The sequence below is a fragment of the Alteraurantiacibacter aquimixticola genome, assembly GCF_004965515.1.
Lineage (GTDB): Bacteria > Pseudomonadota > Alphaproteobacteria > Sphingomonadales > Sphingomonadaceae > Alteraurantiacibacter > Alteraurantiacibacter aquimixticola.
In genome coordinates, this window is record NZ_SSHH01000001.1 from 935,085 (window position 1) to 949,247 (window position 14,163).

12 protein-coding genes are annotated in these 14,163 nt (G+C 62.9%); 9 read left to right on the forward strand and 3 right to left on the reverse strand.

What is annotated here, in order from left to right:
- Positions 1–34 precede the first annotated feature (34 nt).
- The 9 genes from E5222_RS04290 to E5222_RS04330 all read left to right on the forward strand — a co-directional run bounded on the left by E5222_RS04290 (position 35) and on the right by E5222_RS04330 (position 9,594).
- Entirely contained in the window at positions 35–2,068 is a 2,034-nt protein-coding gene (locus E5222_RS04290; protein ID WP_246021536.1) for a TonB-dependent siderophore receptor, read from the forward strand.
- Between the two features lies 1 nt (position 2,069).
- Complete coding sequence (locus E5222_RS04295) at positions 2,070–2,651, forward strand: DUF1826 domain-containing protein (protein WP_136692462.1); 582 nt, start codon at positions 2,070–2,072, stop codon at positions 2,649–2,651.
- Positions 2,648–3,034, forward strand: a complete 387-nt coding sequence (locus E5222_RS04300; protein WP_136692463.1) for a MerC domain-containing protein — start codon at positions 2,648–2,650, stop codon at positions 3,032–3,034. The genes E5222_RS04295 and E5222_RS04300 overlap by 4 nt, the downstream gene beginning before the upstream one ends.
- The gene (locus tag E5222_RS04305) at positions 3,022–3,456 is read left to right on the forward strand and encodes a Fur family transcriptional regulator (RefSeq protein WP_211196084.1); all 435 of its coding nucleotides are present in this window, start codon (positions 3,022–3,024) and stop codon (positions 3,454–3,456) included. Before E5222_RS04300 ends, E5222_RS04305 begins: the two co-directional genes overlap by 13 nt.
- The gene (locus tag E5222_RS04310) at positions 3,453–4,103 is read left to right on the forward strand and encodes an ABC transporter ATP-binding protein (protein ID WP_246021537.1); all 651 of its coding nucleotides are present in this window, start codon (positions 3,453–3,455) and stop codon (positions 4,101–4,103) included. Before E5222_RS04305 ends, E5222_RS04310 begins: the two co-directional genes overlap by 4 nt.
- Complete coding sequence (locus E5222_RS04315; protein WP_136692466.1) at positions 4,100–5,344, forward strand: ABC transporter permease; 1,245 nt, start codon at positions 4,100–4,102, stop codon at positions 5,342–5,344. Before E5222_RS04310 ends, E5222_RS04315 begins: the two co-directional genes overlap by 4 nt.
- Before the next feature lie 11 nt (positions 5,345–5,355).
- Positions 5,356–5,853, forward strand: coding sequence for a DUF3299 domain-containing protein (locus E5222_RS04320; protein WP_136692467.1), 498 nt, complete (start codon positions 5,356–5,358; stop codon positions 5,851–5,853).
- A gap of 132 nt (positions 5,854–5,985) precedes the next feature.
- On the forward strand, positions 5,986–8,133 hold the full coding sequence (locus E5222_RS04325) for a TonB-dependent receptor (protein ID WP_136692468.1): 2,148 nt from the start codon (positions 5,986–5,988) through the stop codon (positions 8,131–8,133).
- Between the two features lie 12 nt (positions 8,134–8,145).
- Positions 8,146–9,594: a PepSY domain-containing protein gene (locus E5222_RS04330; protein ID WP_136692469.1), complete on the forward strand. Its 1,449-nt coding sequence runs from the start codon at positions 8,146–8,148 to the stop codon at positions 9,592–9,594.
- 79 nt (positions 9,595–9,673) lie between these two features.
- On the opposite strand, the gene E5222_RS04335 is transcribed toward E5222_RS04330, so the two are convergent.
- From E5222_RS04335 to E5222_RS04345, 3 genes are read right to left on the reverse strand one after another with little or no spacing between them, the layout of a single operon-like run.
- Positions 9,674–11,191: a PepSY-associated TM helix domain-containing protein gene (locus E5222_RS04335; RefSeq protein WP_136692470.1), complete on the reverse strand. Its 1,518-nt coding sequence runs from the start codon at positions 11,189–11,191 to the stop codon at positions 9,674–9,676.
- Complete coding sequence (locus tag E5222_RS04340; protein WP_136692471.1) at positions 11,188–11,757, reverse strand: hypothetical protein; 570 nt, start codon at positions 11,755–11,757, stop codon at positions 11,188–11,190. The genes E5222_RS04335 and E5222_RS04340 overlap by 4 nt, the downstream gene beginning before the upstream one ends.
- Positions 11,754–14,027, reverse strand: coding sequence for a TonB-dependent receptor (locus tag E5222_RS04345; RefSeq protein ID WP_136692472.1), 2,274 nt, complete (start codon positions 14,025–14,027; stop codon positions 11,754–11,756). Before E5222_RS04345 ends, E5222_RS04340 begins: the two co-directional genes overlap by 4 nt.
- Positions 14,028–14,163: the final 136 nt, after the last annotated feature.

Here is a 14,163-nt window from a genome sequence, read left to right on the forward strand (position 1 = left end):
GCAGCGGATAGCGCTTGCCCTATCGACGTCGGGAATGGCTCTCATCGCCGCTCCGGCGGCGGCACAAGAAGATGGTGCAGACGACGAGATTATCGTCACCGCCCTGCGCGATGCGAGTGCCAGCATCACCGGATCGGACACGTCGCTGCAGGACTATCCTCAAAGCGTGCGGGTGATCGATTCCGAAACGCTCGAGAGGATCGGCGCAGACCGGCTGAACGATGTGATCGACCTTGCAGGGGGCGTCGCGCGGCAGAACGATTTTGGCGGGTTGTGGGACAAATACTCGATCCGCGGCTTTGCAGGTGACGAGAATACTGGGCCCGACATCCTGATCAATCGCTTCGGAAGTAATCTTGGTTTCAACGCCCCGATCGACACGGCAACTGTCGAGCGTTTCGAGTTCCTCAAAGGCGCGGCGGCGGCGCTCTCTGGGCGCGGCGAGCCGGGTGGCTCGCTCAATATCGTCACCAAGGCACCTCAGGACCATGCCCATGCAGCGGCCTCGGCCAGCTATGGGAGCTGGGACAGCCTGCGCCTGACCGGCGATGTCGGCGGCCCGCTGGCCGATACGCTTGCGGTCCGGCTGATCGGCGTGCTCGAAGACAGGGAGAGCTTTCGCGACAATGTCACCAGCAATCGCGAGCTGATTGCACCCTCGATAGCTTTCACGCCCAGCCGGGATATCCGCCTGCTCTACCAGGCCGAATATATGCGCAACCGATCGACCTTCGATCGCGGGATCGTTGGCCTCGATGGCGATGCGCTGGCGATGGATGTGCGCACGTTCCTTGGCGAAGCCGGCGATGGCCGGATCGCGCAGGAAATCCTGTGGCAGCAGGGCAGCCTCTTCGCCGCCCTGTCGGACAGCGTGGCGCTGGAGCTGGGCTTCTCCCATCGCGACGGCAGCCTTGATGGCCTTTCGACCATGGTCGATTTCGGCGGACGTGGTGTGCAGGCCGATGGCCGGACGGCCGGACGCCAGCGGCGCTACACGGACTATTCGTGGGACGATCTCTCCCTGCGGGCAGAGCTGACGGCCGAAGCGCAGTTTCTTGGCCTCGAACACGATCTGCGCATCGGGGTCGATCGCGTGCGTCACGGCATGGACGCGGAACTCCAGCGTGTTCGCGGCAGCTCGAGCGACCCGATCCTGCTGATCGACTTGTTTGATCCGGTTTACGGCCAGCCCCTTCCCGACACGCTGCCTTTCAGCAATCGGGCAATCTCCTTCCGTAGCGAGAGCGTTTACGCGCAGGACCTGATCAGCCTGGGCGATGTCACCATCCTGCTGGGTGCCCGCTGGAACAATTTTGCAGAGACGGTCACTGACAATCTCAATGGCGGTGCGCAATTGCTGACCGAGGACGACGGCATCACGCCGCGCGCCGCGATCACATGGGCGGTTTCGCCGTCCTTCTCGATCTACACCAGCTGGGGTGAATCGCTGCGCCTCAACCCGTCGGACGGTTTCAACACTTTCGACGCGGAGGAGAGCGATTCAGCCGAAGTCGGCATGAAGTACGAGCTTCTGGACGGTGCATTGCGCGGCCAGGCGGCGGTCTTCACGATGACGAAGCGAAACGTGCTCAATCCTAATGCCGTCGATCCCTTCCTCAAGACGCAGATCGGCCGCCAGCGTTCGCGCGGCTTGGAAACCGAAGTGACGCTCGACCTCGACGGCTTCTTTGTCACTGCTGTCTACAGCTATCTCGACGCGACCATTCGCGAGGACCAGGCCGCCGACCTGGTGGGCACGCGGCTGTCAAATGTCCCCGAACATTCGGGTGCGATCTATGCCAGCAAGAGCCTCGGTCCGGTCACGATAGGCGGCGGCATCAGCCATGTGGGTGAGCGCGTCGGCGATCCTTTCGGCACGGGCTACATGCTGCCCGGCTATACCATCGCGCGGGCCGATGCGACCTGGGCGGTCAACGAGAACTTCTCGCTCCGTGCCGATGTCGATAACATTTTCGACAAGGCCTATATCGCCAATTCCTACGCCAATGTCTGGACCATGCCCGGCGCGCCACGAAACTTCCGTGTGACGCTGAGCGGGAGGTACTGACATGGCCAGTGCAACAATCCTGCGATCGCCCGCTCTGGCGTCCAATGCATGGGAAGCCATCCGCGACGCTGACCAATCGTTGCTTGTCGAGCGGCGGGACAACGCCCGCTTGCGATCGGCGGCGGAGGACCTTCTGGCTGAAGCACCCTTCGATCGGGTAGCGAGTGGGCGGCCGGGACAGGCAAGCGTTGCGCTCGCTCCGCTGCCCGCTGTTCTGGCAGACGATATTGCCGACCTTGCCTATCGGTTTGCGGCACTGATGGGCGTGGATGAGGTCCGCCTGCGCCTCGAGGGGATCACAACGAATGCCTGCCGCAAGATCCACGCCGATGTCACCGATGTTCGCCTGATCACGACTTATGCCGGTCCCGCCACGCAAGTGCTTCGGCAAGGCGCGGACCCGACGAAGGCGAACCTGTGGTCGATGCAACCGGGCTGGATCGGCCTGTTCAAGGGCCGCCTTTTCGCAGAGGGGCACGAACCCTGCTTCCACCGCTCTCCGCCTGCCGGTGATCTTTGTGTCCGCCGGCTGATCCTGGTCATCGACACGCCGGCCTTTCCGGTTGGGGAGGAGGGCGCATGAGCACGGCGAGCGGCAGGCCTACAAACTGGCTGGACGGCATCGCCATCGCGGCTTCGGTCGCCTGCATGATTCATTGCCTGGCACTTCCGGTGCTCATCGCGCTGCTTCCGGCATGGACGAGCTGGCTCGATCTACCTGAGAGCTTCCACTTCTGGTTCCTGCTCGCGGCCCTGCCGTTCTCTCTGCTGATCCTGTGGCGCACCGCACGCCGAGGCGGTCGCCGCAGGCCGCTGGTTCTGGGCAGCATGGGGCTTGCCTTGATGGCTATCGGCGTTGTGATGCTGGGGCACCCTGCCGAACCATGGATTGCGAGCACCGGTGCGATCCTGCTGGCAAGTGCGCATGTCCTCAACTGGCGCGGGAGAGGACATTGCCACGTCTGAGCTCGCAAGCCGGTGGCGCCAAGCGCCGCGCACCGCTCAAGGTGGATGAGCTGGTGTCTACCGCGGTGCGAGAGCGGAACCGTCCAATGTCGGCTTATGACCTGGTCGAGCATCTGGCTTCGCAAGGCGAGAAGGTGGCCCCGCAACAGGTCTATCGCTCGCTCGGCCGGCTTTGCAGTGAAGGTGCGGTGCGACGCATCGAAAGTCTCCATGCCTATTGCGCTGGCGGCGAAGATGGCGGGGCTATCCTCTATTGCGAACGGTGCGGTGCTCTCAGGTTTCCGTCCGTCGCCCACCTTGCCGACGCCCTGCGCGAACATGCGCAAGGTGCCGGCTTCAGCACTTCCCGAGCCGTGATCGAGCTTTGCGGCCTGTGCGAACAATGCTCATCCGCGCCGTCGGCTTGGGAGGAGTATCAGTGAACGCCCTTCTGCAGATCGACGAAGTCAGCCACGATTTTGGCGGGCCGGCACTGTTCCACAATTTCAGCATGACCCTGCCCATGGGCGGGCAATGCCTGCTTGTCGGGCCTTCGGGCTCGGGCAAGTCAACGCTTATCAACCTAATCTGCGGGTTCCTGAAACCGCGCAGCGGTGAGATACGGATTGCGGGGGAGGCCATTTCGCAGGGGGCGGAGGCGGCGCGCGATGCCGTGCGCAAGCGGCATGTCGCGGTGGTATTCCAGTCGCTGCGCCTCGTTTCGGCGCTCAGCGTCGCGGGGAATTTGCAGCTGGCGGCCCGGCTTGCAGGACGCGCGGCTTCGCAAACGGATATTGCGCTCCTGCTGGATGAGCTGGGCATTGGGGAGAAAGCCAACGCCCGGCCCCACCAGCTTAGCCAAGGTCAGGCGCAGCGTGCCGCCGTGGCGCGCGCACTGATCGCACGGCCCAGCCTGCTGATCGCGGACGAACCGACATCGGCGCTAGACGATGCCAATGCCGCCAGGGTTGCGGACATGCTCCTGCGCCTTGCCTCCGATCACGGGACGGGGTTGCTGGTGGCAACGCATGATGTCCGCCTGCGCCCCTTTTTCGACAAGGCGATCGCGCTCGAGGGAGTCCCGGCATGATCAGGCTGGTGCTTGCCTATCTCGGCGAAAATCGCCTCACCTCGGCGCTCAACGTCATACTCCTGGCGATCCCGGTCGCCATGCTGGTGCTGCTGCTGCAATTTGCAAGGCAAAGCGAGGAGCGCTTCCTGGCCGGAGCCGAGGGGATCGACCTGGTCGTGGGCGCCAAGGGATCGCCGCTACAGCTGGTCCTGTCGAGCGTCTATCATCTCGACCGGCCGACCGGGAACATCCCGCTGGCGGAGCTGGAGCGCTTGCGCAGCAATCCACTGGTCGCCTCGGCCATCCCCCTTGCACTCGGTGACCAGTTCGACGGCTTCCGCATCGTCGGCACCGAGGCAGCGCTGCTGGAGCTGTACGACGCGCATCTCGCCCGAGGCCGGCCATATGCCCGGCCATTCGAAGCCGTGATCGGTGCCGAGGTCGCGCGTACCACCGGGGCACGCATCGGCCAGCGCTTCGTCGGCAGTCATGGACTGGCGGCAGGCGATGAAGGTGAGGGTCACGAGGCAACTCCGTTCGAGGTGGTCGGCATCCTTGCGCCGACTGGCAAGCCCGTCGACCGGCTGATCCTGACCAGTGTCGAAAGCGTCTGGGATGTCCACGGCATCGAGCATCATGACGAGGAGGCCGGTGAGGGCGGACATGAGGACGAACACGCTCATGACGAGGCCAAGGAAGGCCTCCATGAAGGCGAGGCCGAAATCACCGCCATCCTGCTCAGCTATCGCAATCCTTCAGCGGCAGTCAGGCTGCCGTCATACATCAATCGCGGCACGAACCTCCAGGCGGCTTCGCCAGCGCGCGAGAGTACGCGCCTGATCCTGCTGTTCGAGCCGGCGATCCGCGCGGTGGGCGCCTTTGCCCTGCTACTGGCGATTGCCGGGGCACTGGCGATTTTCATCAGCCTGTGGTCGACCATGCGAAGCCGCCAGCCGGACCTTGCACTGCTGCGTGTGATGGGGGCCAGCAGAGGAGCAATCTTCCGTACGGTCCTTCTCGAAGGCGTCATGACAGCGGGGCTCGCAGCCCTCGCAGGGATCGCCTTGGCGCATGCGATGCTGTGGGCCGCCAGCCGAGCCTGGCAAGGCGTGTCCGATGCCGGGATCGTGGCCGGGCGGATCGGTGCGGGAGAGGGCGTCCTTTTCCTCGCAACGCTCGCGGTCGGCACGCTCGCCGCACTGCTTCCCGCATGGGGCGTCACCCGATCCCACCTCGCCCCGATCCTCCAGCGCAACTGAAAGGAGAAGTCATGAGAAAGAAGCTGATTGCGTTTGCGGCGCTCCTCCTGTTCCCGGCCCTGCCTGCCGGTGCCATCCAGCTGCAATACCTCCAGCGGACCGAGCAGGAGGATATCTGGCAGCCCGCAGCGACTCCCCCCGGAGGCACCTCCTGGCGGGTGCTGGAAGCAACGCGGGAGATCACGCGAACCGATGCCGAAGGCTACATCATCTCGCGCCCCGAATTCACCGACCATGTCCGCAGGCTGGAGGGGCAGCGCATCAAGGTGGCGGGCTGGATGGACGCATTCGAGCCGGGCCGCCGACAGACTCATTTCGTCCTCCTGGGATATCCGCCCGGCTGCCCGTTTCATTGGCACGCCGCGCCCAACCAGTTCATCGAGGTCAAGGCCAGCACGGCCTTTCCCTTGAGCGATGAGGGGCTGATCGTGGTCGAAGGCGTGCTCGAACTGACCGGCGAAGACGAGAGCGGGATTTTCTACGTCCTCAACAATGCGAGGCCGGCATGATGGCCGCCATGTAACGTTACAGCCCCGCGCCATAACCGTAATTTACCTATCGAAGCGCCCCGCTTCTGCGATCTCTCCGCCTGACCGGGGCCTGCCTCCACAATCCGACAACGATCGAAAGGCGCACAAAGAATGCGTGCAACTGCTTGCCATATATCCGCCACTTCCCTGCTTGCCATCGCGCTGGCGCTGCCTACGGCGGCAGTTGCACAGGATAGCGAAGAGCCAGGCGACCGCATCATCGTGACGGGCGAGCGCGAGCAGGCTCTGACACAGGAAAGTCCGACCGGGAGCCGCCTCGGCCTGTCGATCCTCGAAACGCCTGCGACGGTCAGCGTGGTTGATGGCGATGACATCAGGGCGCGTGGCGATATCGCCATCGTCGATGCGGTGTCGCGAGCGCCCGGTGTCACCAATGCGGGCAATCCCGGCAATGCCGGCCTGACCTTTGCGGTGCGCGGCTTCAGCGGCCAGGGTTCGGTGCTGCAGCTCTATGACGGCGTGCGGCTGTTCCCCAACAATGGCTCGATTTCCTTTCCCTCCGACCCGTGGAATGTCGAGCGTATCGAGGTGCTGAGCGGTCCGTCATCGGTGCTGTTCGGCCAGGGCGCGCTGGGCGGTGTCGTCAATGTCATTCCCAAGGGGCCCAATTCGGAACGCTACGAGTCCGATGCGGAGGCAGGCTATGGCTCGCAAGATACCTGGCACGTGGCGGGCGGGGCCGGCGGTCCGCTTGGCGACATGTTCGCCTTCCGCGCTGATGTGAGCTACCGCGAATCCGACGGCTTCGTGGATCGCGGCGAGAGCGATAACCTAGCGATCTCGGGTGCGCTCGAGTTTAAACCGAGCGAGGATTTCTCGCTCACCCTGCGCAACGATTTCGGCAATGCCAACCCGACCAAATATTTCGGCACGCCTTTGATCGACGGTGAACTGGACACGTCGATCCGCGAGGAGAACTACAATGTCGGCGATGCCACCATGCGCTATCGCGACAACCGGACCGCACTGAAGCTGGACTGGCAGGTGAGCGATACGGTCAGCATCGCCAATACCGCCTACTACATCACCAGCAACCGCAAGTGGCGCAATCTGGAAACCTATGCCGATGCAGGCGAGGGCCTGATCTACCGGGCGGACAATTACGGCATCATCCACGATGTCGATCAATATGGCAGCCAGGGCCATGCCGCGCTGGCGAGCACCTTTGGAGGCGGTGTCTCCAATGACCTGCTGATCGGCTATGACGTCAACTATTTTGAGCTGAACTACTCGCACCAGTTCGCTTCGGAGTACCAGGAAGACCTGGTGCCGGTCACCGGCTTCGATCCCGGACTCTTCCTCGATACGGTTGGTCTGATCCCGCGCTATCATACTGATACCATGACCTGGGCGATCTATGCCGAGGATCGGCTTGCGATTACCGAGCAGCTGTCGCTGGCCGCCGGCATCCGGCATGAGGAGAACAAGGTCGGGCGCTGGAACTGGGTCTACGACGATAGCGGAACGACGATTGTCGGGGATACGCCTGCGCTCAATGGCGGAGCGGATGCCTACAAGAAGCTGTCCAGCACCACATGGCGCGTGGGCGCGGTGTACCAGCCGGTGGAGACGATCTCCCTCTATGCGCAATATGCGACTGCGGTCGATCCGCTGGGCACGCTGACGACATTCTCGGGCTCGGCCAGCCAGTTCCAGCTGACCTATGCCGATGGCTATCAATACGAAGCGGGGGTGAAAGGCCTGTTCATGGACGGTCGCGGCAGCTTCACCCTTGCTGCCTATCGTCTCGTGAAGCAGAACCTGTTCAGCCAGACGGTGCCGGGCGGTGCTATCGAGCAGGTCGGCCAGCGCTCCTCGCAAGGTATCGAGGCAAGCCTCGACCTCGCGCTGCCGGCCGGTTTCGGCTTTTCCGCCAACGGTACGGTGCTCGATGCCAATTTCGACGAGTTCGATGGGTTCGAGGACAACACCCCTGCAGGCGTTCCGGAAGCGGCGGCCAATTTGGAATTGCGCTGGAATGGCGGAGACCGCTTTTCGGCCCGCGCCAATTTGCGCTATGTCGGGCGCCGTTTCACGGACAATGCCAACGCCTTCCGCGTCCCGGCCTATACGGTGGTGGACCTCGGCGCATCCTATGCGGTGACGGATAACTTCGCGGTCGATCTCAGGCTCTACAACCTGTTCGACGAGGATTATGCCTTCAGCACCTATGGCAATGAGCAGTGGATCCTCGGCCGCCCTCGCTCGGTCGATGTCACGCTGCGCGCCAGTTTTTGACCCGTCCGCACGATGTGGCACAGGCTCAAGCGCTGGCTTTACCTCACCCATCGCTGGATGGGGATCGCCACCTGCCTGCTCTTCGTCCTGTGGTTCGTATCTGGGCTGGTCATGCTCTACGTGCCGTTCCCCTCGCTCGAGGATGAGGAGCGGTTACAGGGCCTGACGCCCATTGCGTGGGAGCAGGTCGAGCATGGGCCTTACGATGCGGGCCGGGAGCAGGATCTGCGAGAGATCGTGCTTGAAATGCGGGACGGGCGGCCGGTCTGGCGGCTCTTGCCCTGGGATGCCGATCCCTACGCCGTCTGGGCGGACAGCGGGTTGCCGACCGCTACTGTCGACAGGCTGGAGGCACAGCGAATTGCCGAGGGGTTTGGCAAGGAGCCGGTGTCTGCAATGCGCCGCATCTACAATGACCAGTGGAGCGTGCCCGGCGGCTACGATGTCCATCGCCCGCTCTGGAAGGCCGAACTGGCGGGAGAGGAGGGCCGGGTCCTTTATGTCTCATCCACCTCTGGCGAGGTTATACTCGATACCGATGCCAAGGAGCGGTTCTGGAACTGGCTAGGCTCGATCCCCCACTGGCTCTATCCACGCGCCCTGCGTGAGGAGCAGCCGGTATGGCGGCAGGTCGTGATGTGGGTGTCGGGACCGTGCATACTTGTCGCGCTGACCGGGACATGGATCGGCTTGATGCGCCTGAGAGCGGGCAAGAGGCGCTTCAAGGACGGTGGGATGACACCCTATCGCGGCTGGATGAAATGGCACCACGTTTCGGGACTGGTCGGCAGCGTCTTCCTGATCTTGTGGGTCTTCTCTGGCTGGCTGTCGGTTGATCCCTTTCGCCTGTTCGCAAGCGAAGGGATTTCTGCGGGGGCCTATCGCGAATATGCGGGGACCGATCGCTTGCCTGAGCCCGACCTGGCGGAGTTGGCGCAGCTTGGGCCGGTAGCGCGGCAAGTAGTGGTGCGTTCCGCAGCCGGACAGGCAGTGCTCCGCATTAGGGAGCCCGATCTTGAAGACCGCGTGATCGATGCCGCGATGCTTGGCGCGCTCAACGTGAACGAAGAACGGATCAAGATTGCTGCGGCCAGGCTGGTTCCCGGAGCGGAAATCTCCGCCACGGAGACCCTGACGAAGCCCGACTCCTATTGGTACGCAGTTCGCGGCGAGGTGCCCCTGCCAGTATTGCGCCTGCGTTTCACCGATGAGGCACAAACCTGGGTGCATATCGATCCGGCCACTGGCGAACTTCTTGGACAATCGGATACTCGCCGCCGAACCTATCGCTGGCTGTTCGACCTGTTTCACCGTTGGGACCTGAACCTGTTCTTGAGGGCTTCCCCCTCTCGCGACCTGCTCATCTGGGTAATGTCGATCGCCGGGCTGATCAGTTCGGTGACTGCCGTGTATATCGGATGGGTGAGGCTACGACGTCAGCGGCCACGACCGCAGTTGTGAGGCAACCAGCGGGCGTATCTGCGCAGGGAAACCCCCAGGCGGCACGCATTCTTGGCTAAAGGGTTAATAATACAGAAAATCATCCCCCGATGGGGAGATGCTTTGTGTGCCTGCCTCGCCGGAATGGGAAAACGCTTGCAACCAACACCGCTCCAGCAAGAGCAAGCACCAAGTCGATGGTCCAGGATACCGCATCGGGTCCGCTGGCTAGCAGGATGTGAACCAGCGCCAAGAGCAGCAGCAGCGCTCCGCTCGCACCGCGACCGAGCCTTGAAATTGTCGGGGCGGGCAAGGCGGCAGCGGCAGCCAGGGACCCAAGGCTTATGCCGAGCCAGACCATGACCGCAAGATCGATAGCCAAGCCCGGTGCCGCCACCGTGGACAGGGCAGCCGCAGTCAGTGCCAGCGGTTGTCCCCACACGAACGCATCCCAGATACTCTCCCAGCGTTCGGCTGGCCTGCCCTGGTCGCGCTTGCGGGCCAGCCAGATATTGACGCCGCCCGCGGCAAGATAGGTCAGGCCGAGCCCGAGGAGGCCGTAGACGATCTTTATGACGCCGCCACCGAACCAGCCGAAATGAAGCTGACCGAGGCTGCCGAGAATGCTTTCGCCCAGTGTGAAATCCTCAGCGCGTTTTGCATAGTAAAGCTCGCCCGAGCGGTCGAAGGCGAGCGAGTCGGCGGCTGCGAGCGCCCCGTCATACCGGATGTTGAACAAGGCCGCGCCGCCCTGTTCGGTTGGATGCTCCATGAAGATACTGGTGAGGTGGCCGCCCGAATCCGGCAATTGCGCAAACATCGGGAGCAGGTCGAGCGGATCGGCGGCGGCCGGGTTGTCGATTGGCGGCGAAGGCTGGAACAGCGCGTAGATCTTGGCCGTGTCGCCCTCGAAAACCGCCATCCCGAGCACCCCGACGATGATGGTTGTGAGACCGAGGAAGGCCCCGCTGAGCGACAGGATGACATGGAAGGGCAGGCCCCAGACACCGATCCGGTTGTGCAGGTCGGCCTCCTGCAGGCGCCGGGACCCGCCCAGCCGCAAGTGGAAGGCATCGCGAAAGATGCGCGGATGGGCGAGGATACCGGAAATCAGCGAGGAGAGTAGTGCGACGCCTGTCAGCCCGACGAGGAACATGCCCCAAGTCCGCGGCAGGTGCAGGTTTTCGTGCAAAGCGACGATGAAAGTGGACCATTGCCCATGCGACTCCGTCACCAGTTCCCCCTGCGTATCGGCGAACCAGATGCGATCTTCCTCGGCATCGGTCTGGATACGCAGCCTGGGCAGATCGCCGGCAGGCATGGTGATGAAGACGTGTTCGAGCCCGCTTCCCGCCCGGGCGACGGCGCTCTCATATGCGCTCTGCACCGCCTCGGGAGAAACGCTTTCCACAACCGGTGCATTGGCATCTTCCCAGCGCTCGAATTCGTCGACGAATACCGATAGCGTGCCCGATAGGCAGACGATGTAGATCACTGCGGCAAAGGCCAGTCCCAACCCGCTATGGCCTTTGAGAACGGCGCGCACGAAATCGGCGGGAATGCGAGACATCAGCGGCTTGCGCTTTTTCGGAAGAGCGGCGCTCTTGCTGGCGGTCATGTGAAGCCTTTCATGATCGATGCGCCGAAGCCGAAGATCGCAACGCCGACCAGCACGGTAGTGGCGCGCAGGATGCGGCTGTCGGCAAGCGTCCATGCCATCGCGCCACCCCAGGCGATGGGCACGATCATCCCTCCGACCACCAGCCGCGTTTGCGGCTCGCCGGGGACCCAGACCGCGTAGCAAATGCCAAGCCCCATTGCCGAGATCATGCCGACCGGCCCAGCCAGCAACCAGCGCAGTACACCGCGCCAGGTGGTGGAAAGCCGCTCGGCCGGCTCGGGCGCCAGGCTGCTGCGCCCGGACTTGCGCTCGCGCAGCCTGTAACCGCTTGCAACGACGAGAAGCGCTGCCACGCTGGCCAGGCTAAGCGCGATGAACGGCCCGCGCGCTTCGCCCAGCGCGAAAGCGGGCAGGATCAGGCATGCGCCCAGCAGTGCCCAGCCAGCAAGGCGCCACTGCGGATTTCCGGCCTTCGCCTGCCACGAGCGCCGTAGCATCCATGCCGCCGCGCCCGTGCCAGCCAGTATCAGCGCCGAAATCGTGAGGAAGGCGAGGTCGGTCAAAATCCGGCCTCGAGGATTACGCCGACTTGGCGCGGTGTGCCGATGATCGCGTAGTTGGTGACCGAGTTGACGTATTGGTCATATTGCTCATCCAGCAGATTCTTGGCGTAGAGCGAAAGGCTCCAGTAATCCGCCTCATATCCGATCCGGGCGTTGACCAGGGTTCTCGCGCCCACCAGGCCATCGGCCTGCGGATGGGAAACATCGGTGAAGACGGCGCTACGATAGCTGGCATTGAGATTGGCGTTGAAGCCCCCGCCGAAGCGCAGGTTCGCGCCGCCCGCAAGCGTCCATTTCGGCGCATAGGGAAACTCGAGCCCGGACAGGTCCGTGATCGAACCGACGTCGGTTATGAATTCGTCGAACTGGGTCCTTGTGTGGCCGACGGAGGCGTAGATATCGAACGTGTCCGACACGTCATAAGCCGTTTCGACCTCGAAGCCATAGACATGGGACTTGCCGGCATTCACCGTGTGCGCGTCATAGGTGCCATTGCCGAAGTTGGCGTTGGTCTGCTGCTCGGTCCAGTCGATATAGAAAGCGTTGGCATTGACCGTCAGGCGATTGTCGAGCCAGGCGGAACGCAGCGACAGTTCGTAATTCCAGGTATATTCAGGATCATAGGCGAAGAGCTGGGAGCGCGCCGTGTTGAAGCTGCTGCCGCCCGAACGGTATCCGCGCTGCACTACGAAGGCGGTGGACAGGTCGGGCGTCCAGGCCATTTCCATGCCCGCCTTGGGCAGGAAGGCATTGAATGTGCGCGTACCCGCCGGTGCCGAACCATTGGCATCCGTGACAAGGCCCAACACAGCGGCATTCACACCGGCAAAAGCCGGAGCGAGCGGGCCGTAAGCTGCGGGATCCGGCAGCGTGCCGACGAAGGTCGCAATGGCCTCGCCGCCAATACGATTGCGTTCACGATCGTAACGGAAGCCGCCCAATAGCGAGAGCCGGTCTGTCAGCGCGAACCGCGCATCGGCGAAGACGGCCATCGTTTCCACCTTCGAGGGGAAATCGGACGTGTAATCCACAGGGATATACGGCAGCGCATCGACATAGAGTGCGGCGACCTGCTCGGCAGTCTCCTGGCCGAGTGATCCGGCAAGCAAATTTGCGATCGTTGAGCCTGGCGTCTGGACCAGCGTCACCTGATGCGACTGCCTGGTCCTGTCGCGATGGTTGTAGAATAGTCCGACCAGGCCGCTGAGCCGCTCGCCATCATAGTTGAGCCGCAGTTCCTGGGTGAAGATCTCCTCGGCGCCCGAGATATCGCTATAGGCCAGGCTTTCCGGCGAAAAATCGCCGTCATACTTCCGCACATAACCGGTATCGCTATAGGTCCCCAGGGCATTGAGTGAGAAATCGCCCCCCAGGTCATAGCGCAGATCGAGCGTGACCTGATCGTGATCGACCACGCTGCTATTGGGGAAATCCGATGAGTTCGTCGGGTTCTCGAAATAGTCGCCCACCGACCTGTCGGTGTAAACGAAGACATAGCCGCCTTCGGTTTCGAAGTGATGGTAGGTGAGACGCGCTTCGAACTCGGGCAGTGCCGAGGGTGTCCAGAGCAGCTTGCCACGGATCGAGGTGGTGTCGGTTGACGCTTCGGGCTCGTCGCGCGTCACATTGTGGATATAGCCGTCGGAATCGCGCTTCTCGCCCGATATACGGAAGGCCAGCTCACCCGGCACGATGGGGCCACCGCCAGCAATCGCGAAGCGCGTCGTGTCGAAGGAGGAAACTTCCGCGCTTCCGCGGAGGCTCCAATAGAATGTCGGATCCTGCGTTCGGATATGCACCGCGCCAGCCAGCGCGTTGAGGCCCTGGATCGTCGACTGCGGCCCGCGAAAGATTTCCACCTGCGCCACGTCCCACAGATCGGTGGGACCGTTCGATAGCACCTCCTGCGGCACAGGCGCACCGTCGACGAATACTGTGGCCGTGGAACCGTCACCACCGCCGGAAACTCCGCGCTGGTCGATCCCGCGGATGGAAAAGCCCGACGCGCCGTAGGTCTCCGAGAGGTTGGCGGTGCGCTGGTAGATTTCCTGGATCGTCTGGACATTCTCCTGCTCGATCCGCTCGGTCGTGGTCACCGCGACGCTGGTGGTGGTCTCCTGCAGGGACCGCTCAGTCTTTTCGCCTGTCACAACGATCGTGTCCTGAGGCGAATCGTAGGCGTCTTCCCCATCCTCAGCCGACGCAGCGGACGGCGCAATTGATGACAGCGCAAGCGCGCTTGCAGAGATGAATAGCTGGTAGTGTCGCATTTTACCCCCTTGTGACGGCCGGCCACTACAAACGGTGTTAATGCGAGTCAATTGCAAATAGTGGCGGGTTGCCTTCGGGCTTTATGATCGTTGACAGGGGCTGGGGGCCAGCCTAACTGCTATTGAAAATGAGTCG

What these genes read in the sequence shown, in the direction of transcription:
- E5222_RS04290 (WP_246021536.1), top strand. Translation starts at nt 35, where the DNA reads ATGGCTCTCATCGCCGCTCCGGCGGCGGCACAAGAAGATGGTGCAGAC.
- E5222_RS04295 (WP_136692462.1), top strand. Translation starts at nt 2,070, where the DNA reads ATGGCCAGTGCAACAATCCTGCGATCGCCCGCTCTGGCGTCCAATGCA.
- E5222_RS04300 (WP_136692463.1), top strand. Translation starts at nt 2,648, where the DNA reads ATGAGCACGGCGAGCGGCAGGCCTACAAACTGGCTGGACGGCATCGCC.
- E5222_RS04315 (WP_136692466.1), top strand. Translation starts at nt 4,100, where the DNA reads ATGATCAGGCTGGTGCTTGCCTATCTCGGCGAAAATCGCCTCACCTCG.
- E5222_RS04320 (WP_136692467.1), top strand. Translation starts at nt 5,356, where the DNA reads ATGAGAAAGAAGCTGATTGCGTTTGCGGCGCTCCTCCTGTTCCCGGCC.
- E5222_RS04325 (WP_136692468.1), top strand. Translation starts at nt 5,986, where the DNA reads ATGCGTGCAACTGCTTGCCATATATCCGCCACTTCCCTGCTTGCCATC.
- E5222_RS04330 (WP_136692469.1), top strand. Translation starts at nt 8,146, where the DNA reads ATGTGGCACAGGCTCAAGCGCTGGCTTTACCTCACCCATCGCTGGATG.
- E5222_RS04335 (WP_136692470.1), bottom strand. Translation starts at nt 11,191, where the DNA reads ATGACCGCCAGCAAGAGCGCCGCTCTTCCGAAAAAGCGCAAGCCGCTG.
- E5222_RS04345 (WP_136692472.1), bottom strand. Translation starts at nt 14,027, where the DNA reads ATGCGACACTACCAGCTATTCATCTCTGCAAGCGCGCTTGCGCTGTCA.